The 22,733-nt window shown below is 59.8% G+C and carries 19 protein-coding genes; 17 read left to right on the top strand and 2 right to left on the bottom strand.

Features of this window, described 5'->3' with window-relative positions:
- Positions 1-18: 18 nt before the first annotated feature.
- Positions 19-387 (bottom strand): ATP-dependent Clp protease adapter ClpS, encoded by a 369-nt coding sequence (gene clpS, locus EJ576_RS19220; protein WP_005789091.1) that lies wholly within the window; start codon positions 385-387, stop codon positions 19-21.
- A gap of 225 nt (positions 388-612) precedes the next feature.
- Between clpS and cspD the strand changes: the two genes are divergently transcribed.
- Positions 613-927, top strand: coding sequence for a cold shock domain-containing protein CspD (cspD, locus tag EJ576_RS30135; protein WP_275670013.1), 315 nt, complete (start codon positions 613-615; stop codon positions 925-927).
- 79 nt (positions 928-1,006) lie between these two features.
- On the opposite strand, the gene icd is transcribed toward cspD, so the two are convergent.
- Positions 1,007-2,263, bottom strand: coding sequence for an NADP-dependent isocitrate dehydrogenase (icd, locus tag EJ576_RS19210; RefSeq protein WP_122729012.1), 1,257 nt, complete (start codon positions 2,261-2,263; stop codon positions 1,007-1,009).
- Between the two features lie 493 nt (positions 2,264-2,756).
- Between icd and EJ576_RS19205 the strand changes: the two genes are divergently transcribed.
- From EJ576_RS19205 to nuoH, 16 genes are all read left to right on the top strand, one after another.
- Positions 2,757-4,982: an NADP-dependent isocitrate dehydrogenase gene (locus tag EJ576_RS19205; RefSeq protein ID WP_126570881.1), complete on the top strand. Its 2,226-nt coding sequence runs from the start codon at positions 2,757-2,759 to the stop codon at positions 4,980-4,982.
- Between the two features lie 211 nt (positions 4,983-5,193).
- A complete protein-coding gene (locus tag EJ576_RS19200; RefSeq protein ID WP_126570880.1) occupies positions 5,194-5,640 on the top strand; it encodes an NUDIX hydrolase in 447 nt (148 codons plus the stop codon).
- A 59-nt stretch (positions 5,641-5,699) separates the two neighbouring features.
- The gene (mnmA, locus tag EJ576_RS19195) at positions 5,700-6,824 is read left to right on the top strand and encodes a tRNA 2-thiouridine(34) synthase MnmA (RefSeq protein WP_126570879.1); all 1,125 of its coding nucleotides are present in this window, start codon (positions 5,700-5,702) and stop codon (positions 6,822-6,824) included.
- The gene (gene hflD / locus EJ576_RS19190; protein WP_123475888.1) at positions 6,821-7,444 is read left to right on the top strand and encodes a high frequency lysogenization protein HflD; all 624 of its coding nucleotides are present in this window, start codon (positions 6,821-6,823) and stop codon (positions 7,442-7,444) included. The genes mnmA and hflD overlap by 4 nt, the downstream gene beginning before the upstream one ends.
- Positions 7,445-7,569: 125 nt before the next feature.
- Entirely contained in the window at positions 7,570-8,940 is a 1,371-nt protein-coding gene (purB, locus tag EJ576_RS19185; protein ID WP_126570878.1) for an adenylosuccinate lyase, read from the top strand.
- An 84-nt stretch (positions 8,941-9,024) separates the two neighbouring features.
- Positions 9,025-10,191 carry a cupin domain-containing protein gene (locus EJ576_RS19180; protein ID WP_126570877.1) on the top strand — a complete coding sequence of 389 codons (1,167 nt, stop codon included), beginning with the start codon at positions 9,025-9,027 and terminating at the stop codon, positions 10,189-10,191.
- On the top strand, positions 10,184-10,606 hold the full coding sequence (locus EJ576_RS19175) for a GNAT family N-acetyltransferase (RefSeq protein WP_126570876.1): 423 nt from the start codon (positions 10,184-10,186) through the stop codon (positions 10,604-10,606). The genes EJ576_RS19180 and EJ576_RS19175 overlap by 8 nt, the downstream gene beginning before the upstream one ends.
- A gap of 247 nt (positions 10,607-10,853) precedes the next feature.
- Positions 10,854-11,591, top strand: coding sequence for a secretin N-terminal domain-containing protein (locus EJ576_RS19170; protein WP_123475884.1), 738 nt, complete (start codon positions 10,854-10,856; stop codon positions 11,589-11,591).
- A gap of 491 nt (positions 11,592-12,082) precedes the next feature.
- A complete protein-coding gene (gene aceA, locus EJ576_RS19165; protein WP_010458877.1) occupies positions 12,083-13,408 on the top strand; it encodes an isocitrate lyase in 1,326 nt (441 codons plus the stop codon).
- A gap of 658 nt (positions 13,409-14,066) precedes the next feature.
- On the top strand, positions 14,067-14,480 hold the full coding sequence (locus tag EJ576_RS19160; RefSeq protein ID WP_003219575.1) for an NADH-quinone oxidoreductase subunit A: 414 nt from the start codon (positions 14,067-14,069) through the stop codon (positions 14,478-14,480).
- 10 nt (positions 14,481-14,490) lie between these two features.
- The gene (locus EJ576_RS19155) at positions 14,491-15,165 is read left to right on the top strand and encodes an NADH-quinone oxidoreductase subunit B family protein (protein WP_016975544.1); all 675 of its coding nucleotides are present in this window, start codon (positions 14,491-14,493) and stop codon (positions 15,163-15,165) included.
- A gap of 72 nt (positions 15,166-15,237) precedes the next feature.
- Positions 15,238-17,022: an NADH-quinone oxidoreductase subunit C/D gene (gene nuoC / locus EJ576_RS19150; RefSeq protein ID WP_126570875.1), complete on the top strand. Its 1,785-nt coding sequence runs from the start codon at positions 15,238-15,240 to the stop codon at positions 17,020-17,022.
- A 2-nt stretch (positions 17,023-17,024) separates the two neighbouring features.
- Positions 17,025-17,522 (top strand): NADH-quinone oxidoreductase subunit NuoE, encoded by a 498-nt coding sequence (gene nuoE / locus EJ576_RS19145; protein ID WP_016975546.1) that lies wholly within the window; start codon positions 17,025-17,027, stop codon positions 17,520-17,522.
- On the top strand, positions 17,519-18,874 hold the full coding sequence (gene nuoF, locus EJ576_RS19140) for an NADH-quinone oxidoreductase subunit NuoF (RefSeq protein WP_016975547.1): 1,356 nt from the start codon (positions 17,519-17,521) through the stop codon (positions 18,872-18,874). The genes nuoE and nuoF overlap by 4 nt, the downstream gene beginning before the upstream one ends.
- 135 nt (positions 18,875-19,009) lie before the next feature.
- A complete protein-coding gene (gene nuoG / locus EJ576_RS19135; RefSeq protein WP_126570874.1) occupies positions 19,010-21,724 on the top strand; it encodes an NADH-quinone oxidoreductase subunit NuoG in 2,715 nt (904 codons plus the stop codon).
- Positions 21,721-22,728 carry an NADH-quinone oxidoreductase subunit NuoH gene (gene nuoH, locus EJ576_RS19130; protein ID WP_017137518.1) on the top strand — a complete coding sequence of 336 codons (1,008 nt, stop codon included), beginning with the start codon at positions 21,721-21,723 and terminating at the stop codon, positions 22,726-22,728. The genes nuoG and nuoH overlap by 4 nt, the downstream gene beginning before the upstream one ends.
- The last annotated feature ends 5 nt before the right edge of the window (positions 22,729-22,733 follow it).

The following is a 22,733-nucleotide window of genomic DNA, read 5'->3' as shown; positions in this document are numbered from 1 at the left end:
ATACCCAAGTGGTCGGCGTTAACCGTCCTTCTCGATTTCACAGAGTAGCGGATGCTGGCTTTCCCTGGCGTACTGGTTGACCTGCATGGCCTTTGTCTCGGCGATGTCGCGGGTAAACACTCCACATACTGCCCGTCCTTCTGTGTGAACGGCCAGCATTACCTTGGTCGCCAACTCGCGGTTCAGGTTAAAAAACACCTCGAGCACTTCGACCACGAAATCCATCGGTGTGTAGTCATCATTGAACAAAACCACCTTGTACATCGGCGGCGCCTGTAAGGCAGGCTTGGCCTCCTGAACAGCAATGCCTGCAGAACCGTCGTCATCATGTTCCTGATCCGGTCGATCCTGATTGAATGTTAGTCGAATCTGGCTGTTTGCATGCATGGAAAGAAAGGTTCGTCAGTGGTTCAAATACAGTGGTGGGGGCGACCTGTCAGAATTTCAACTACTGACCGATCGGTCGCCTTGACTATCGGCGAAACGGTGTTACAACCAATAGAACCCACAGTGGGTAAAAAAGGTCCGCGCAGTCAACCTTATTTATTCGGGTTAGGACGGATAAACTGGATGATACTCCAGTGATGGAGTCTGGTGCAGAGGGATATGGGTATGTCTGGCGTCAAGATCAAAGGCAAGGTCAAATGGTTCAACAATGCCAAGGGGTACGGCTTTATCAACGAAGAAGGTAAATCGGATGACCTCTTCGCGCATTACTCAGCGATCCAAATGGATGGATACAAAACGCTGAAGGCGGGCCAGGAAGTGAGCTTTGAAATCATTCAAGGACCAAAAGGCTTGCATGCAATAGGTATCTGTAGCCCCTGCAACGCTGGAGACCGCGACCACGCAAAGCATGAAGCATCCCGCGACGACAAAAAAACTGCAGACAAAGCCATAAAAGGCAAAGAAAAAGAAAAGGCCTGACATTCGGCCAAGCAAATGCACTGCAAAAAAAACGGCCCTCCCGAACAATCAGGAGGGCCGTTTTTTATGCCTAACTCTCCTACATATGCGAAATCAACGCATCACCAAAACCCGACGACGACACCAGCTTCGCGCCATCCATCAAGCGCTCGAAGTCGTACGTTACAGTCTTGGCAGAAATCGCACCATTGGTGCCCTTGATGATCAAATCCGCCGCCTCGGTCCAGCCCATATGCCGCAGCATCATTTCGGCTGACAGAATCAACGACCCCGGATTCACCTGATCCTTGCCCGCATATTTAGGTGCAGTACCGTGGGTCGCTTCGAACATCGCTACGGTGTCCGACAGGTTCGCGCCCGGCGCAATACCGATACCGCCCACCTCCGCCGCCAACGCGTCGGACAGGTAATCACCATTCAGGTTAAGCGTCGCGATCACATCATACTCAGCCGGACGCAACAGGATCTGCTGGAGCATGGCGTCGGCAATGGCGTCCTTGACCACCACATTCTTGCCGGTCTTCGGGTTCTTGAACTGCATCCACGGGCCGCCGTCGAGCAGTGTGGCGCCAAATTCTTCGGCCGCCACTTCGTAGGCCCACTCCTTGAAGGCACCTTCGGTGAACTTCATGATGTTGCCTTTGTGCACGATGGTCAGTGAGTCGCGGTCGTTATCCACTACATATTGCAGGGCTTTACGCGCCAGGCGCTTGGTCCCTTCCTTGGAGACCGGCTTCACGCCAATTCCGCAATCCTGGTCGAAACGAATCTTGGTGACGCCCATTTCCTCTTTAAGGAACTTGATTACCTTGATCGCTTCAGGCGAACCGGCCTTCCACTCGATCCCGGCATAAATGTCTTCGGAGTTTTCACGGAAGATAGTCATGTCCACATCGCCAGGCTTTTTGACCGGACTGGGCACGCCTTCGAACCAGCGCACCGGGCGCAGGCATACATAAAGGTCGAGTTGCTGACGCAGGGCCACGTTCAATGAACGGATGCCGCCGCCGACAGGGGTGGTCAGCGGCCCCTTGATGGAAACCACGTAATCCTTGACCGCGTCCAGGGTTTCCTGGGGCAGCCAGGTGTCCTGGTCGTAGACTTGAGTCGCTTTCTCGCCGGCATATACCTCCATCCAGGAGATCTTGCGCTTGCCGCCGTAGGCCTTTTCAACAGCTGCATCGACTACCTTGATCATCACCGGGCTGATGTCGACGCCGATACCGTCACCTTCGATGTAAGGGATGATCGGTTGGTCAGGAACATTGAGAGAATGGTCTGCATTGACGGTGATTTTGTCGCCGACTGCCGGAACCTGAATCTTCTTGTATCCCATGCTGAACTCCATCTATGGATTGAACATCTGGCTGCGTTCGAGCCTACTCCAGATAAATGGCGACTGAAACCTCACGCCACGCTCATTTGCATCGAAAACAGCATAATTTGTCGCCTACAAGCCTGAAAGCAAAGGCAAAATCGCCAATCTCGAGCACATCGTGCGACTTTGGTCGCAACCTGGGCCCTGCGACCTTTAGACCAATGGACGACACACCTTTTGTATGAAGGCTCGGCGTAAGCATAGCGACCTATGTATAATGCCGCCGCTGACCAAAGAGTCACGACGGCCGACCGCTCTATAACAGTGCCCTCCGCCAGAAAAGCCGGACTAAACAATAGTCCACCCGCTTGACGCTCGACTGATGCAACCCAACATCACCGCGAAGAAACCTCGACATTTCGCTCATGGATGACTTTGAACGAACGCGCTCCACCCGGCGCATCTCGAGTTTCTGCGCACGCTTTCAGCAAAGAAGAGAGTTAATCCGAATATGCCCACCCGCTCGAAGATCATCTACACCTTCACCGACGAAGCCCCGGCCCTCGCCACCTATTCACTGCTGCCTATCGTAGAGGCCTTCACCGCTTCCGCTGATATTGCCGTGGAAACCCGCGACATCTCCCTCGCCGCGCGCATCCTCGCAAGCTTCCCCGAGCAACTGGGCGCCAAGGCTATCCCGGACCACCTCGCCGAACTGGGCGACCTGGCCGTTACGCCTGAAGCCAACATCATCAAGCTGCCTAACATCAGCGCCTCGACCCCGCAGCTGCAAGCCGCGATCAAGGAACTGCAGGCCCAGGGCTACGCCCTGCCGGACTACCCGGAAACCGTAACCACCGACGCGGAAAAAGAAACCCGTGCACGTTACGACAAGGTCAAGGGCAGCGCCGTGAACCCGGTACTGCGCGAAGGCAACTCCGACCGCCGCGCACCGCTGTCGGTCAAGAACTATGCACGCAAGCACCCGCACAAGATGGGCGCTTGGGCTACCGACTCCAAGTCGCACATTGCCCACATGAACAGTGGCGATTTCTACGGCAGCGAAAAAGCCGTGCAGATCGAAGCCGCTGACGCTGTCAAAATCGAGCTGATCGCCCTAGACGGCACCGCCACTGTCCTGAAGGAAAAGACTTCGGTACAGGCCGGCGAAATCATCGACACCGCCGTACTGAGCAAGAAAGCCCTGCGCGCGTTCATCGCCGCTGAAATCGAAGACGCCAAGAAACAAGGCGTACTGCTGTCGGTTCACCTGAAAGCCACCATGATGAAGGTCTCCGACCCGATTATGTTTGGCCAGATCGTTGCCGAGTTCTACAAAGACGCCCTGACCAAGCACGCCACCGTGCTGGAGCAGATCGGCTTCAACCTGAACAACGGCATCGGCGACCTGTACGCTCGCATCAAGGCCCTGCCGGCCGAGCAGCAAGCGCAGATCGAAGCTGACATCCAGGCCGTATACGCGGCTCGCCCTTCCCTGGCGATGGTCAACTCCGACAAAGGCATTACCAACCTGCACGTGCCAAGCGACGTGATCGTCGACGCCTCGATGCCGGCCATGATCCGTGACTCCGGCAAGATGTGGGGCACCGACGGTCAACTGCACGACACCAAGGCTGTGATCCCGGATCGCTGCTACGCCACCATCTACCAAGCGGTCATCGAAGACTGCAAGGCCAATGGCGCCTTCGACCCAACCACTATGGGCAGCGTGCCAAACGTTGGCCTGATGGCGAAGAAAGCCGAAGAGTACGGCTCCCACGACAAGACCTTCCAGATCAAGGCTGACGGCGTAGTCCGCGTCACCGACAGCAAGGGCAGCCTGCTGATGGAACAGAAAGTCGAAGCCGGCGACATCTTCCGTATGTGCCAGACCAAAGACGCGCCGATCCAGGACTGGGTCAAACTGGCCGTCAACCGCGCCCGCGCCAGCAACACCCCGGCCATTTTCTGGCTGGACCCTAAGCGTGCACACGACGGCGTCGTGGTCGAGAAGGTTCAGGCTTACCTGAAAGACCACAACACCGAAGGCCTGGACATCCGCATCATGTCGCCGGTCGACGCGATGAAGTTCACCCTGGAGCGCACCCGCAAGGGCCTGGACACCATCTCGGTGACCGGCAACGTACTGCGCGACTACCTGACCGACCTGTTCCCGATCATGGAACTGGGCACCAGCGCCAAGATGCTGTCGATCGTGCCGCTGATGAACGGCGGTGGCCTGTTCGAAACCGGCGCCGGCGGTTCGGCACCGAAGCACGTGCAGCAACTGGTGGAAGAGAACTTCCTGCGCTGGGATTCCCTGGGCGAGTTCCTGGCCCTGGCCGCATCCCTTGAGCATTTGGGTGTGACGTACAACAACCCGAAAGCCCTGGTACTGTCCAAGACCCTGGACCAGGCCACTGGCCAGTTCCTCGACAACAACAAGTCGCCATCGCGCAAAGTCGGCAACATCGACAACCGCGGCAGCCACTTCTACCTGGCGCTGTACTGGGCTCAAGCCCTGGCCGCCCAGACCGAAGACACTGCACTGCAAGCGCAGTTTGGCGAACTGGCCAAGACCCTGACCGCGAACGAAGCAACCATCGTTGCCGAGCTCAACGCCGTGCAGGGCAAGCCAGTCGACATCGGCGGCTACTACGCGCCGAACCCGGAACTGACCAGCAAAGCCATGCGCCCAAGCAACACCCTCAATGCGGCAATTGCCAAGTTGAAGTAAGGTTGTAAGGCTGCAAAGAAGCCCCGGCCCTGCGCCGGGGTTTCTGTTTCTACTCTTTCACTGAAGAAACCGAATCAAAATGTGGGAGCTGGCCTGCCTGCGATGGCGGTGGGTCAGCTACAGCTGCATTAACTGACAGACTGCTATCGCAGGCAAGCCAGCTCCCACAGTTGATTGGGTTGCGCCAGCCACTCCAACCTTGAGGCCGCTTATGACCTGGCAACCCCACATCACCGTCGCCACCATCGTCGAAGACAACGGCCGCTTCCTGATGGTCGAGGAACTCAAGGGCGGCCGCGCCGTACTCAACCAGCCCGCCGGCCACCTCGACCCGCACGAAACCCTCACCGAAGCCGCCGTGCGAGAAGCCCTCGAAGAAACCGGCTGGGACGTCGAAGCCACCGGCATCGTCGGCATTTACCTGTACACCGCCCCCAGCAATGGCGTGACCTACCAGCGTGTGTGCTTCATCGCCAAAGCCCTGAAACACCACCCAGACTATCAACTCGACGAAGGCATCCTGCGTGCCCGCTGGCTGACCCGCGACGAACTGATTGACCTGCGCGACGACTGGCGCAGCGAGCTGATCATCCGCTGTATCGATGATTATCTGGCCGGCCAGCGCCACAGTCTCGAATTGATCCGCCCTTCTCTTTAGCCTTGAAGGCCTGAGCCTGATAGAATCGCGTCCTTTTTCAAGACACCCGTTGAAACCCTATGCGTGATCCAGCCCCTTCTGACACACAAAAGAAGCGCGTCATCGTCGGCATGTCCGGCGGCGTGGATTCTTCCGTTTCCGCCGTTCTGCTCATGGAGCAGGGTTATGAGGTGGAAGGCCTGTTCATGAAGAACTGGGAAGAAGACGATGGAACGGAATACTGCACCGCCATGGACGACCTGGCGGACGCCCAGGCCGTGTGCGACAAGATCGGTATCAAGCTGCACACCGCCAACTTCGCCGCTGAGTACTGGGACAATGTGTTCGAGCACTTCCTGGCCGAATACAAGGCAGGCCGCACGCCGAACCCAGACATCCTGTGCAACCGTGAAATCAAGTTCAAGGCGTTCCTCGACTACGCCATGATGCTCGGCGCCGACCTGATCGCCACTGGCCACTACGTGCGCCGTCGCGATATCGATGGCCGCACCGAGTTGCTCAAGGGCCTGGACCCGAACAAGGACCAGAGCTACTTCCTGCACGCCGTCGGCGGTGAACAGATCGCCAAGACCCTGTTCCCGGTGGGCGAGCTGGAAAAGCCCGAAGTGCGCAAGATCGCCGAGAAACACGGCCTGGCCACCGCCAAGAAGAAGGATTCCACCGGGATCTGCTTTATCGGCGAGCGCCGCTTCAGCGACTTCCTCAAGCAGTACCTGCCGGCGCAACCGGGCGAAATCCATACCACCGAAGGTGAAGTCATCGGCCGTCACCATGGCTTGATGTACCACACCATCGGCCAACGCCAGGGCCTGGGCATCGGCGGCTTGAAAGATGCGGGTGAAGAACCGTGGTACGTGCTGGTCAAGGACCTGGAAAACAACGTGCTGATCGTCGGCCAAGGCAACGAGCATCCGCTGCTGTTCTCCGGCGCCCTGCTGGCTTCGGAAATCTATTGGGTCAACCCGATCGACCTGAGCACACCGCGCCCCCTGACCGCCAAAGTGCGCTATCGCCAGGGCGACCAGCCCTGCACCCTGGAAAAAACCGCCACCGGCTACCGCGCCACCTTTGATGACCCGCAACGCGCGGTAACGCCTGGCCAGTCCGTGGTGTTCTACGACGGCGAAATCTGCCTGGGCGGCGGCGTGATTGAAGTGGCCGAAGCCTGGAGCAAATCGGCATGAGCCCGACCCAGGAGCAATTGACGGCGCTGGGCGGGGTCTTTCTCGCCGCTGTACTGGTAGACAAGATCGCCAAGACCGGCCAAGTCACCGAGGCCGGCCTGACCTGCATGCTCGGCAGCCTGCTGATCCGCGACCCCAAGGACACCCTGGAGGTCTACGGGGGCGACGACCTCGCGCTGCGTGAAGGCTACCGCGCGCTGATCGGCGCACTGGAACGCGACCCCAGCACCCTGCAGCGCGAGCCGTTGCGCTACGCCCTGTCGATGCTCGGTCTTGAGCGTCAACTGGCCAAGCGCGACGACTTGCTCGAGGTCATCGGCAAGCGTTTGCCACAGATTCAATCCCAAGTGGAACACTTCGGCCCGGCCCACGAAAACGTGATCGCGGCCTGTGGTGCGCTGTACCAGGACACCTTGAGCACCTTGCGCCAACGCATCCAGGTCCACGGCGACATGCGCAACCTGCAGCAACCGAACAATGCCTCGAAAATCCGCGCCCTGCTCCTGGCCGGCATTCGTTCGGCACGGTTGTGGCGCCAGTTGGGCGGTCATCGTTGGCAGTTGGTGATCAGCCGCCGCAAATTGCTCAAAGAGCTTTACCCGTTGATGCGCAACGAATAAGTCGCACCAGCAGGCCTTTTTCAAGCCGTTACGCGTAATACGCCGGTCAGTTGGCAACGGACCGGCGGATTTTTTCATGTATGATACGCGCCCCATTTCGTTGCCCGACTGTCCGAGAACACCCCATGCAGCTCTCTTCGCTCACTGCGGTTTCCCCTGTAGACGGCCGCTACGCCGGCAAAACCCAGGCCCTGCGCCCTATTTTCAGCGAATACGGCCTGATCCGTGCTCGTGTTCTGGTTGAAGTGCGCTGGCTCCAGCGCCTGGCCGCTCACCCCGCCATCAGCGAAGTGCCGGCGTTCTCCGCGCAAGCCAACGCTGTGCTCAACACCCTGGCGGAAAACTTCTCCCTGGAGCACGCCGAGCGTGTGAAAGAGATCGAGCGCACCACCAACCACGACGTCAAAGCCATCGAATACCTGCTCAAAGAGCAAGCGGCCAAGCTGCCGGAACTGGCCCAGGTCAGCGAATTCATCCACTTTGCCTGCACCAGCGAGGACATCAACAACCTGTCCCACGCCCTGATGCTGCGCGAAGGCCGTGATGACGTGATGCTGCCGCTGATGCGCCAGACCGCCAACGCCATCCGCGAACTGGCTATCCGCTTCGCCGACGTGCCGATGCTGTCGCGCACCCACGGCCAGCCGGCTTCGCCGACTACCCTGGGCAAAGAACTGGCCAACGTGGTGTACCGTCTGGAGCGTCAGATCGCCCAAGTCGCCGCCGTGCCGCTGCTGGGCAAGATCAACGGCGCCGTGGGCAACTACAACGCCCACATCTCGGCCTACCCTGAGATCGACTGGGAAGCCAATGCCCGCGCCTTCATCGAAGACGAGCTAGGCCTGGGCTTCAACCCGTACACCACGCAGATCGAACCCCACGACTACATTGCCGAGCTGTTCGACGCGATTGCGCGCTTCAACACCATCCTGATCGATTTCGATCGCGATATCTGGGGCTACATCTCCCTGGGCTACTTCAAGCAGCGCACCATTGCCGGTGAAATCGGCTCGTCGACCATGCCGCACAAGGTCAACCCGATCGACTTCGAAAACTCCGAAGGCAACCTCGGCATCGCCAACGCACTGTTCCAGCACCTGGCCAGCAAGTTGCCGATCTCCCGCTGGCAGCGCGACCTGACCGACTCCACCGTACTGCGCAACCTCGGCGTGGGCTTCGCTCACAGCGTGATCGCGTACGAAGCCAGCCTCAAAGGCATCAGCAAGCTGGAGCTCAACGAGCAGAAGATCGCCGCTGACCTGGACGCGTGCTGGGAAGTCTTGGCCGAGCCGATCCAGACCGTGATGCGTCGCTACAACATCGAAAACCCGTACGAGAAGCTGAAAGAATTGACGCGCGGCAAGGGCATCAGCCCTGAAGCACTGCAGACTTTCATCGACGGCCTGGACATGCCAGCCGCGGCCAAGGCCGAGCTGAAACTGCTCACCCCGGCCAACTACATCGGCAACGCTGCAGAGCAAGCCAAGCGCATCTGATCGTTGCTTGACCCTTTGAGACGCCCGGCCGCGCCGGGCGTTTTTATTCCAGTCTGAAAAGTGCTTTCTTTCAATAGGTTACACATGAATCCTGATATCTCTCTTGAACTTCTGGGCGGCATCACGGCACGGGAATTCCTGCGCGACTACTGGCAGAAAAAACCGCTGCTGATCCGTCAGGCCATCCCTGATTTCGAAAGCCCGATAGACGCCGACGAACTGGCCGGCCTGGCCCTGGAAGAAGAAGTCGAATCGCGCCTGGTGATCGAACACGGCGAGCGTCCGTGGGAACTGCGCCGCGGCCCGTTTGCTGAAGATGCCTTCAGCACCCTGCCTGAGCGCGAGTGGACCCTGCTGGTGCAGGCCGTCGATCAGTTCGTGCCGGAAGTGGCCGAATTGCTGGAGCAGTTCCGCTTCCTGCCAAGCTGGCGCATCGACGACGTAATGATCAGCTTCGCCGCGCCCGGCGGCAGCGTGGGTCCACACTTCGACAACTACGATGTGTTCCTGCTGCAAGCCCAGGGCAAGCGCAACTGGAAGATCGGCCAGATGTGCAACTCGGAAAGCCCGCTGCTGCAGCACGCCGATCTGCGCATCCTCGCCGAATTCGAAGAGAGCGCTGAGTGGGTCCTGGAACCGGGCGATATGCTCTACCTGCCGCCACGCCTGGCGCACTTCGGCATTGCCGAAGATGACTGCATGACCTACTCCGTCGGTTTCCGCGCTCCAAGCGCCGCTGAAGTGCTGACCCACTTCACCGACTTCCTCAGCCAGTACCTGACTGACGAAGAACGCTACACCGACGCCGACGCCCAGCCGGTCAGCGACCCGCACCAGATCCAGGGCGATGCGCTGGACCGCCTCAAGAGCCTGCTGGCCGAGCACATGAGCGACGAGCGCATGCTGCTGACCTGGTTCGGCCAGTTCATGACCGAACCACGCTATCCTGAACTGGTGGCCGGTGAGGAACTGGGCGAAGAAGACTTCATCAGCGCCCTGCAAGACGGCGCGATCCTGGTGCGCAACCCGAGCGCGCGCATGGCCTGGTCGGAAGTCGACGACGACGTGCTGTTGTTCGCCAGCGGCCAGAGCCGCTACCTGCCGGGTAAGCTGCGTGAACTGCTCAAGCTGATCTGCGCCGCCGACGCCCTGCACGCCGAAAACCTCGGCCCGTGGCTGGCGGACGAAGACGGTCGCGATCTGCTGTGCGAACTGGTCAAGCAAGGAAGCCTGGGATTTGCCGATGAATAAAATTCACGTAAGTGTCGCGGACTGGCAAAAGGATATCGCCGAGATTCGGCGCATTCGTGAAGCGGTGTTTATCGCTGAACAATCGGTTCCACCGGAGCTGGAGTGGGACGCGGATGACGCCGGCGCAGTGCATTTCCTTGCATTCGAAGGCGATTTTCCGATTGGTACCGCGCGCCTGCTGCCCAGTGGCGAGATCGGACGCGTTTCGGTACTCAAGGACTGGCGCGGCTTGAAGGTCGGCGACAAGCTGATGGAAGCGGTGATCGGCGTGGCCGAGCAGCGCGGCCAGGCCAAGCAGTTCCTGAGTGCGCAGGTGTATGCGGCGCGGTTCTATGAGCGACTGGGCTTCAAGATCGTCAGTGGCGAATTCCTTGAAGTCGGGATTCCGCATGTAGACATGGTGCGCGAGGGATGACTCCCCTGTGGTGAGCGGGCTTGCCCCGCGCTGGGCTGCGTAGCAGCCCTAAAAAATTAGACGCCGCGTTCTTTCTGAAAGAACGCGGCGTTTTTTATGGGGGCTGCTGCGCAGCCCAGCGCGGGGCAAGCCCGCTCACCACAACAGCTCTACCCGGCACAGCAGGCTCAATCCTCACTAAACTTGCCACCCGCCAGGCCGACAAACTGGCACTATCCAGCCTAAATGACTCGCAGAGATAACGGACATGTCCCTACGCACCCTGCTCACCGCCCTCCTCCTGACCGCCAGCGTTTCAGCCATGGCTGACACCGAAGTCGTCAACCTGAGCAACCGCACCAGTGCCGACCTGTTGCCCGTGGCGCAGAACTTCATCGGCAAGGACGGCACCGTCAGCGCTTACGGCAACCAACTGATTGTTAACGCTGACCCGGCCAAGATCCAGAATCTGCGCGCCCTGCTCTCTCAACTCGACACACCCGCCAAGCGCCTGCTGATCACCGTCGACACCAACGAAAACAATCAGCAGAACAGCGGCGACAGCCAGACGCGCATCATCAGCTACGGCACCGCCAGTCGTGACGGTGGCATCCAGCAGATCCAGGCCAGCGAAGGCGTGCCCGCGCTGATCCAGGTCGGCCAGAGCGTACCGCTGACCACCACCCAGCAAGACAGCTACGGCCGCCTGCAAAACCAGACCCAGTATCGCAACGTCACCCAGGGGTTCTACGTGACTGCCAGCGTCACTGGCGAAACCGTGCACCTGGCGATCAGTACCAACCGTGACCGCATGAGCCAGGAACGTCCGGATGTAGTGAATGTGCAAAGTACCGACACAACGGTCAGCGGGCGCTTGGGCGAATGGATCACCCTGGCCGGCATCAATCGCGAGACCCAGGCCGACAAATCCTCTACAACCCGCAGCTACTCTACTCAGGGCCGTGACGACCTGACTGTACGGGTGAAGGTCGACACCCTGAACTGAAGCACCAAAAACTGACTGATGAGTCGTATTAGACTAAAGATGTAGTGCTTGAAAAAAAGCACTACAAAACATTTGACGATCCAAAAAAGCATGGGCATGATGGCCTCGCTCCCGCTAATCAGGGGCCCTGGCAAGGGCCTTCGGATCGCCGCTCTAAGCTACCCACCTGAGCCGATTCGTGTCTGTACCGCCCACAAGGCGTGTTTGACGAGGTTGCGACTGGAACGAAGTTGTCCCGAGGGACGGAAGCTAACCAGGTAACCCGGCTACACGCTGTTGAACACCCAAGGGCCCACGACGCCCTCAGACTGTTCGCGGCCCGCCTTTACCTAACGCCCCTCTCGCCACTCGTTCATCCCGTCGCATTCCCCGCCAGACCCGACATGACCGCCTAAGCTTCTGGTCAGCGAGCAGCCCTGCCCACGCATTTGAATGCAGGGCTGGCAAATGGATTTTTTCCACCACAAGAAGACGCGACGAGGTTTACTTCCATGGCACTGACACGCGAACAGCAAATTGCAGCCCTCGAAAAAGACTGGGCTGAAAACCCACGCTGGAAAGGCGTGACCCGCGCTTATTCCGCTGCTGACGTCGTCCGCCTGCGTGGCTCGGTTCAACCTGAGCACACCTTTGCAAAACTCGGCGCCGAGAAGCTGTGGAACCTGGTGACCCAAGGTGCCAAGCCTTCCTTCCGTCCCGACAAAGATTTCGTTAACTGCATGGGCGCCCTCACTGGCGGCCAGGCAGTGCAACAGGTGAAAGCCGGTATCCAGGCGATCTACCTGTCCGGCTGGCAAGTGGCAGCGGACAACAACTCCGCTGAATCCATGTACCCCGACCAATCGCTGTACCCGGTGGATTCGGTTCCAACCGTGGTCAAGCGCATCAACAACTCGTTCCGTCGTGCCGACCAGATCCAGTGGAAAGCCGGTAAAGGCCCGGGTGATGAAGGTTATATCGACTACTTCGCGCCTATCGTGGCTGACGCTGAAGCCGGTTTCGGCGGCGTACTGAACGCCTACGAGCTGATGAAGAGCATGATCGAGGCTGGCGCTGCCGGCGTGCACTTCGAAGACCAACTGGCATCCGTGAAGAAATGTGGCCACATGGGCGGCAAGGTACTGGTTCCGACCCAGGAAGCCGTACAGAAGCTGACCGCTGCCCGCTTGGCTGCTGACGTTGCCGGTACTCCTACCATCATCCTGGCGCGTACCGACGCCAACGCTGCTGACCTGCTGACTTCGGACTGCGACCCGTACGACCAACCGTTCGTGACCGGCGAGCGCACCCAGGAAGGTTTCTACAAGGTACGTGCCGGCCTGGACCAGGCGATTGCCCGTGGCCTGGCCTACGCGCCGTACGCCGACCTGATCTGGTGCGAAACCGCCAAGCCGGACCTGGACGAAGCCCGTCGTTTCGCCGAAGCGATCAAGAAGGAATACCCGGACCAACTGCTGTCCTACAACTGCTCGCCTTCTTTCAACTGGAAGAAAAACCTGGACGACGCGACCATCGCTAAGTTCCAGCGCGAACTGTCCGCGATGGGCTACAAGCACCAGTTCATCACCCTGGCCGGCATCCACAATATGTGGCACAGCATGTTCAACCTGGCGCACGACTACGCCCGCAACGACATGACCGCCTACGTGAAGCTGCAAGAGCAGGAGTTCGCTGACGCATCGAAGGGTTACACCTTCGTGGCGCACCAGCAGGAAGTGGGCACCGGCTACTTCGACGACATGACCACCGTGATCCAGGGCGGCACCTCGTCCGTGACCGCGCTGACCGGTTCGACCGAAGAAGAGCAGTTCCACTAAGCACCGCGTACACGGCCACTGCGGCACCAAGGAAGACCTAACCGCAGTGCCGCACAACAATCACGCCCCGACCTGTTCGGGGCGTTTTTTTTTGCGCTGATAAACATTCGACTGACACAACACCGATCAAAATCTGGGAGCTGGCTTGCCTGCGATAGCGCCGGGGCAGACACCACATTCATATCTGATGCACCGCCATCGCGGGCAAGCCCGGCTCCCACAGGGAACGCGCCGAGTTGAAGATTTTGTGCAAAACATTGATCCAGAGCGGTATTTCCACCGATCAGATCGGTTAAAAGATCTCCGCCAGCAACTAAGCGACACTCTAGCAAGTAACGGCAACTTCCCTCGCCACACGAGAAACATTCGCTTAAACCCCGCGCAAACAATATTCATTATCATTTGGCGCATGAAAACTTCGTTACAGGCTAAACAAAACACATTTGATTAAATGCCCGCTAATGCCCGCCACGCAAGGGCTACAGCCCCACGAAGGTGCACTATGTCCTTATTCCATCGAATAATTTCGCTATAGGAATTTTACTTGCCCGGTGTTTAGCCATAAAATCACCGCGATTGATTGCAGTGCGACATATCGTCACTGCATCGTTACTTTTTCGAGCTCAGAGACCTTTGCTCTCTGTTAAGGATTTCCAGCATGACCGAAGCGACAGGACTCATGGCCCACAACTGGGGCTTTGCCATTTTCCTCCTCGGTGTTGTCGGCCTCTGCGCCTTCATGCTTGGTGTCTCCAGCCTCCTCGGGTCAAAAGCCTGGGGCCGCAGCAAAAATGAACCGTTCGAATCCGGCATGCTGCCTACAGGTGGCGCCCGCTTGCGGCTCTCAGCCAAATTCTATCTGGTCGCGATGCTCTTCGTGATCTTCGATATCGAAGCCCTCTTTCTCTTTGCCTGGTCTGTGTCCGTCCGCGAAAGCGGCTGGACCGGATTCGTCGAAGCTCTCGTTTTCATAGCAATTCTGTTGGCAGGCCTTGTCTACCTATTCCGAGTGGGCGCCCTTGACTGGGCTCCGGAAGCTCGTCGTAAGCGGCAAGCGAAGCTGAAACAATGAGGCTTTGGCGATGCAATACAATCTCACCAGGATCGACCCGGATGCTCCTAACGATCAGTACCCTATCGGCGAACGGGAAACCGTTTCCGATCCGTTAGAAGATCAAGTCCACAAAAACATCTACATGGGCAAGCTCGAAGACGTGCTGAGTGGCGCGGTCAACTGGGGACGTAAGAACTCCCTGTGGCCGTACAACTTCGGCCTTTCGTGCTGCTACGTGGAAATGACCACCGCCTTCACGGCGCCCCACGACATCGCACGCTTTGGCGCCGAAGTTATCCGGGCGTCACCGCGCCAGGCGGATTTCATGGTTATCGCCGGCACCTGCTTTATCAAGATGGCGCCGATCATCCAGCGTCTCTACGAGCAAATGCTCGAGCCGAAGTGGGTTATCTCCATGGGTTCGTGCGCCAACTCCGGTGGCATGTACGACATCTACTCCGTCGTTCAAGGGGTGGACAAGTTCCTGCCCGTGGACGTCTACGTGCCTGGCTGCCCGCCCCGCCCTGAAGCATTCCTGCAAGGCTTGATGCTGCTGCAGGAATCGATTGGCAAGGAGCGTCGCCCGCTTTCCTGGGTCGTAGGCGATCAAGGCGTGTACCGCGCCGAAATGCCTTCGCAAAAGGAAGAGCGCCGCGAACAGCGAATCGCAGTCACCAATCTGCGCAGCCCTGACGAAGTCTGATCCAGACCGCTTCTTTTATAGAACGAACACCTGGCTTCATTCTTTACGTTGACCGAAAGCGATAAAAAAACCATGACTACAGGCAGCGCTCTGTACATCCCGCCTTATAAGGCAGACGACCAGGATGTGGTCGTCGAACTCAATAACCGTTTTGGCCCTGACGCCTTCACCGCCCAGGCCACACGCACCGGTATGCCGGTGCTGTGGGTGGCGCGCGCCAAGCTCGTCGAGGTCCTGACCTTCCTGCGCAACCTGCCCAAGCCGTACGTCATGCTCTATGACCTGCATGGCGTGGACGAGCGTCTGCGCACCAAGCGCCAGGGCCTGCCGAGCGGCGCCGATTTCACCGTGTTCTACCACTTGATGTCGCTGGAACGTAACAGCGACGTGATGATCAAGGTCGCGCTGTCCGAAAGCGACTTGAGCGTCCCGACCGTCACCGGTATCTGGCCGAACGCCAGCTGGTACGAGCGTGAAGTCTGGGACATGTTCGGTATCGACTTCCCGGGCCACCCGCACCTGACGCGCATCATGATGCCGCCGACCTGGGAAGGTCACCCGCTGCGCAAGGACTTCCCTGCCCGCGCCACCGAATTCGATCCGTTCAGCCTCAACCTCGCCAAGCAACAGCTTGAAGAGGAAGCGGCGCGTTTCCGTCCGGAAGACTGGGGCATGAAACGCTCTGGCACCAACGAGGACTACATGTTCCTCAACCTGGGCCCGAACCACCCTTCGGCTCACGGTGCCTTCCGTATCATCCTGCAACTGGACGGCGAAGAAATCGTCGACTGTGTCCCGGACATCGGCTACCACCACCGTGGTGCCGAGAAGATGGCCGAGCGTCAGTCCTGGCACAGCTTCATCCCGTACACCGACCGTATCGACTACCTCGGCGGCGTGATGAACAACCTGCCGTACGTGCTCTCGGTCGAGAAGCTGGCCGGCATCAAGGTGCCCGACCGCGTCGACACCATCCGCATCATGATGGCCGAGTTCTTCCGGATCACCAGCCACCTGCTGTTCCTGGGTACGTATATCCAGGACGTCGGCGCCATGACCCCGGTGTTCTTCACCTTCACCGACCGTCAGCGCGCCTACAAGGTCATCGAAGCCATCACCGGTTTCCGCCTGCACCCGGCCTGGTACCGTATCGGCGGTGTTGCCCACGACTTGCCGAATGGCTGGGAGCGCCTGGTCAAGGAATTCATCGACTGGATGCCCAAGCGTCTCGACGAATACCAAAAGGCCGCGCTGGATAACAGCATCCTCAAAGGCCGTACCATTGGCGTCGCTGCCTACAACACCAAAGAGGCGTTGGAATGGGGCGTCACCGGTGCCGGTCTGCGCTCAACAGGTTGCGATTTCGACCTGCGTAAAGCGCGTCCGTACTCGGGCTACGAAAACTTCGAATTCGAAGTCCCGCTGGCCGCCAATGGCGATGCCTACGACCGTTGCATCGTGCGCGTCGAAGAAATGCGCCAGAGCCTGAAGATCATCGAGCAATGCATGCGCAACATGCCAGCAGGCCCGTACAAGGCGGATCACCCGCTGACCACGCCGCCGCCGAAAGAACGCACGCTGCAGCACATCGAAACCCTGATCACGCACTTCCTGCAAGTTTCGTGGGGCCCGGTCATGCCGGCCAACGAATCCTTCCAGATGATTGAAGCGACCAAGGGTATCAACAGTTATTACCTGACGAGCGATGGCGGCACCATGAGCTACCGCACCCGGATCCGTACCCCAAGCTTTGCCCACTTGCAGCAGATCCCTTCGGTGATCAAAGGCGAGATGGTCGCGGACTTGATTGCGTACCTGGGTAGTATCGATTTCGTTATGGCCGACGTGGACCGCTAAGCATGAACAGCACGCTTATCCAGACAGACCGTTTCACCCTGAGTGAAACCGAGCGCTCGGCCATCGAGCACGAGCTGCATCACTACGAAGACCCGCGCGCGGCGTCGATCGAAGCCTTGAAGATCGTTCAGAAGGAACGTGGCTGGGTGCCGGACGGCGCCCTCTACGCCATCGGCGAGATCCTCGGCATCCCCGCCAGCGACGTTGAAGGCGTGGCCACGTTCTACAGCCAGATCTTCCGTCAGCCAGTGGGCCGCCACATCATTCGCGTGTGCGACAGCATGGTCTGCTATATCGGCGGCCACGAATCGGTGGTTGACGCGATCCAGACCAAATTGGGCATCGGCCTCGGCCAGACCACCCCTGACGGCCGCTTCACGCTGCTGCCAGTGTGCTGCCTGGGCAACTGCGACAAGGCGCCGGCGTTGATGATCGACGACGACACATTCGGTGACGTGCAGGCAACTGGCGTGACCCAATTGCTCGAGGGCTACCCATGACCCTTACATCTTTCGGCCCGGCCAACCTGATCAAGCGTTCGCCCGAGACCCATCCCCTGACCTGGCGCCTGCGTGACGATGCCGAGCCCGTGTGGCTCGACGAGTACCAGGCCAAGAACGGTTACGCCGCCGCGCGTAAAGCCTTCGCCGACATGGCCCAGGACGATATCGTCCAGACCGTGAAAGACGCCGGCCTCAAAGGCCGCGGCGGTGCAGGCTTCCCCACGGGTGTGAAGTGGGGCCTGATGCCCAAGGACGAATCCATCAACATCCGCTACCTGCTGTGCAACGCGGATGAAATGGAGCCGAACACCTGGAAAGACCGCATGCTGATGGAGCAACTGCCCCATCTGCTGATCGAAGGCATGCTGATCAGCGCCCGCGCGCTGAAAACCTACCGCGGCTACATCTTCCTGCGTGGCGAGTACACCACCGCCGCCAAGCACCTCAACCGTGCTGTGGAAGAAGCCAAGGCCGCGGGCCTGCTGGGCAAGAACATCCTCGGTTCGGGTTTCGACTTCGAACTGTTCGTGCACACCGGCGCCGGGCGTTACATCTGCGGTGAAGAAACCGCACTGATCAACTCCCTCGAAGGCCGCCGCGCCAACCCGCGCTCCAAGCCGCCCTTCCCCGCCGCTGTCGGCGTGTGGGGCAAGCCGACTTGCGTGAACAACGTCGAAACCCTGTGCAACGTGCCGGCGATCATTGCCGACGGCGTGGACTGGTATAAATCGTTGGCCCGCGAAGGCAGCGAAGACATGGGCACCAAGCTCATGGGCTTCTCCGGCAAGGTCAAGAACCCTGGCCTGTGGGAACTGCCATTCGGCGTGACCGCCCGCGAGCTGTTCGAGGACTACGCCGGCGGCATGCGCGACGGCTACACCTTGAAAGCCTGGCAGCCAGGTGGCGCCGGTACCGGCTTCCTGCTCCCCGAGCACCTCGACGCACAGATGTATGCCGGCGGCATCGGCAAGGTGGGCACCCGGATGGGTACCGGCCTGGCGATGGCGGTCGACAACACCGTGAACATGGTCTCGTTGCTGCGCAACATGGAGCAGTTCTTTGCCCGTGAATCGTGCGGTTTCTGCACCCCATGCCGCGACGGTCTGCCGTGGAGCGTGAAACTGCTGATGGCCCTGGAAAATGGCGAAGGCCGCGAGGGTGATATCGAAACCCTGCTGGGCCTGGTCGGTTTCCTCGGCCCAGGCAAGACCTTCTGTGCTCACGCACCGGGCGCCGTGGAGCCATTGGGCAGTGCCATCAAATACTTCCGCTCGGAGTTCGAAGCCGGCATCGCGCCTACCAGCGCCGCCGTCCCGCCTCTGGCAAAGCCGATCGTAGTCGGCGCGTAACGCTTTAAAAGGCGAAGGGTCCGTGCCCTTCGCTTTCTCATGGGCTGACGCCGTAAAGGCTGTGTTGATGCCCATGAATAACAAGATTCCATTAGCCACGCCCGCTGACAACGGGCCAACGAAGAACTTTGAACCATGGCCACTATCCACGTAGACGGCAAAGCGCTCGAAGTCGATGGGGCAGACAACCTGTTACAGGCATGTCTCTCACTAGGCCTCGACATCCCGTATTTCTGCTGGCATCCCGCGCTTGGTAGCGTCGGTGCCTGTCGCCAGTGCGCGGTCAAGCAATACACCGACGAGAACGACACCCGTGGTCGTATCGTCATGTCGTGCATGACCCCAGCCACCGACAACACCTGGATCTCCATCGACGATGATGAATCCAAGGCGTTCCGCGCCAGCGTTGTCGAATGGCTGATGACCAACCACCCCCACGACTGCCCAGTCTGTGAGGAAGGCGGTCACTGCCACCTGCAAGACATGACGGTGATGACCGGCCACAACGAGCGCCGTTATCGCTTCACCAAGCGTACCCACCAGAACCAGGACCTCGGCCCGTTCATCTCCCACGAAATGAACCGCTGCATCGCCTGCTACCGCTGCGTGCGCTTCTATAAAGACTACGCTGGCGGCACCGACCTCGGCGTGTTCGGCGCCCACGACAACGTGTACTTCGGTCGCGTTGAAGACGGCGTGCTCGAAAGCGAGTTCTCCGGCAACCTCACCGAGGTCTGCCCGACCGGTGTATTCACCGACAAGACTCACTCCGAGCGCTACAACCGTAAGTGGGACATGCAATTCGCCCCGAGCATCTGCCATGGCTGCTCCAGCGGTTGCAACATCTCCCCGGGCGAGCGCTACGGTGAACTGCGTCGGATCGAAAACCGCTTCAACGGTTCGGTCAACCAGTACTTCCTGTGCGACCGTGGCCGTTTCGGCTACGGCTACGTCAACCGCGAAGACCGCCCACGCCAGCCACTGCTGGCCAATGGTGGCAAGCTGAGCCTGGACGACGCCTTGGATAAAGCCGCCGACCTGCTGCGCGGCCGTAACATCGTCGGTATCGGTTCGCCGCGCGCCAGCCTCGAAAGCAACTATGCGTTGCGCGAACTGGTTGGCGCTGAGCACTTCTACTCCGGCATCGAAGCCGCTGAGCTGGAGCGTATCCGCCTGGTCCTGCAAGTGCTGAACGACAGCCCGCTGCCGGTGCCGAACATGCGCGACATCGAAGACCACGACGCCATCTTCGTGCTCGGTGAAGACCTGACCCAGACCGCCGCGCGCATCGCCCTGTCACTGCGCCAGTCGGTCAAAGGCAAGGCTGAAGACATGGCCGACGCCATGCGCGTACAGCCTTGGCTCGACGCCGCCGTGAAAAACATCGGCCAGCACGCGCTGAACCCGCTGTTTATCGCCAGCCTGGCTGAAACCAAGCTCGACGACATCGCCGAAGAATGTGTGCACGCAGCACCGGACGACCTGGCCCGCATCGGTTTCGCCGTGGCCCACGCCCTCGACGCCAGCGCGCCTGCCGTCGAAGGCCTGGACGCTGAAGCCGTTGAATTGGCCCAGCGTATCGCCGATGCACTGCTGGCCGCCAAGCGCCCATTGATCATTGCCGGCACCTCGTTGGGTTCCAAGGCGCTGATCGAAGCGGCTGCCAACATCGCCAAGGCCTTGAAGCTGCGCGACAAGAACGGTTCCATCAGCCTGGTCGTGCCGGAAGCCAACAGCCTTGGCCTGGCCATGCTCGGTGGCGAGTCCCTGGACGCAGCCCTGCAAGCGGTGATCGACGGCAATGCCGACGCCATCGTGGTGCTGGAAAACGACCTGTACACCCGCACCGATGCCGCCAAGGTTGACGCCGCGCTCAACGCCGCCAAAGTGCTGATCGTTGCCGACCACCAGAAGACCGCTACCAGCGAGCGCGCCGACCTGGTCCTGCCAGCCGCCACCTTCGCCGAGGGCGACGGTACCCTGGTCAGCCAGGAAGGCCGCGCCCAGCGCTTCTTCCAAGTGTTCGATCCGAAGTACATGGACGCCAGCATCCTGGTTCACGAAGGCTGGCGCTGGCTGCATGCCCTGCGCGCAACCCTGCTGAACCAGCCGATCGACTGGACCCAGCTCGACCACGTAACCGCAGCTGCCGCCGCCAGCGCGCCGCAACTGGCCCGTATCGTCGACGCTGCACCGTCCGCCGCGTTCCGCATCAAGGGCATGAAGCTTGCCCGTGAACCACTGCGTTACTCCGGCCGTACGGCCATGCGCGCCAACATCAGCGTGCACGAGCCACGTACTCCGCAAGACCCGGACACCGCGTTCGCCTTCTCCATGGAAGGTTACTCAGGCTCCGCCGAACCGCGCCAACAGGTGCCGTTCGCCTGGTCGCCGGGCTGGAACTCGCCGCAGGCCTGGAACAAGTTCCAGGACGAAGTCGGTGGTCACATCCGTGCTGGCGACCCGGGCACGCGCCTGATCGAAAGCACCGGTGATTCGCTGAACTGGTTCTCTGCCGTACCGCGTCCGTTCAACCCGGCCCAGGGTACTTGGCAGGTTGTGCCGTTCTTCCACCTGTTCGGCAGCGAAGAGAACTCTTCGAAAGCCGCGCCGGTTCAAGAACGCATCCCAGCCGCCTACGTTTCCCTGGCCAAGTCCGAAGCCGACCGCCTGGGCGTCAACGACGGCGCCCTGCTCAGCCTGAACGTGGCTGGTCAGACCCTGCGTCTGCCGCTGCGCATCAATGAAGAGCTGGGCGCTGGCCTGGTTGCACTGCCTAAAGGCATCGCCGGCATTCCAGCGGCGATCTTCGGCAAAACCGTTGACGGTCTGCAGGAGGCAGCGCAATGACTTGGTTCACTCCTGAAGTGATCGACGTGATCATCTCGGTGGTCAAGGCCATCGTGATCCTGTTGGCCGTGGTCGTCGCGGGCGCCCTGCTCAGCTTCGTCGAACGTCGCCTGCTGGGCTGGTGGCAGGACCGTTACGGTCCGAACCGCGTTGGCCCGTTCGGTATGTTCCAGATCGCGGCCGACATGCTGAAAATGTTCTTCAAGGAAGACTGGACTCCGCCGTTTGCCGACAAGGTGATCTTCACCCTGGCACCGGTCGTGGCCATGAGCGCCTTGCTGATCGCCTTCGCGATCATCCCGATCACCCCGACCTGGGGCGTGGCGGACCTGAACATCGGCTTGCTGTTCTTCTTCGCCATGGCCGGTTTGTCGGTCTATGCGGTGCTGTTCGCCGGTTGGTCGAGCAACAACAAGTTCGCCCTGCTGGGCAGCTTGCGGGCTTCGGCCCAGACCGTGTCCTACGAAGTGTTCATGGGCCTCGCGCTGATGGGCATCGTGGTGCAGGTTGGCTCGTTCAACATGCGCGATATCGTCGAGTATCAGGCGCAGAACCTGTGGTTCATCATTCCGCAGTTCTTCGGCTTCTGTACTTTCTTCATCGCTGGCGTCGCCGTGACTCACCGTCACCCGTTCGACCAGCCGGAAGCGGAACAAGAACTGGCCGACGGCTACCACATCGAATACGCCGGCATGAAATGGGGCATGTTCTTCGTCGGTGAGTACATCGGCATCATCTTGATCTCGGCCCTGCTGGTCACGCTGTTCTTCGGCGGCTGGCACGGTCCGTTCGGCATCCTGCCGCAGTTGGCGTTCTTCTGGTTCTTCCTGAAGACCGCGTTCTTCATCATGTTGTTTATCCTGCTGCGCGCTTCCATTCCGCGTCCACGATACGACCAGGTGATGGATTTCAGCTGGCGCTTCTGCCTGCCACTGACCCTGATCAATTTGCTGGTGACGGCTGCCGTTGTGTTGTTGAACACGCCAGCCGGCGCGGTTCAGTGAGGATT

Origin of the sequence: Pseudomonas sp. C 49-2 (assembly GCF_003970195.1) — a bacterium.
GTDB lineage: Bacteria > Pseudomonadota > Gammaproteobacteria > Pseudomonadales > Pseudomonadaceae > Aquipseudomonas > Aquipseudomonas canadensis.
The sequence above is the reverse complement of the archived record's forward strand: the minus strand, read 5'-3'. Positions and strand labels throughout refer to the sequence as shown.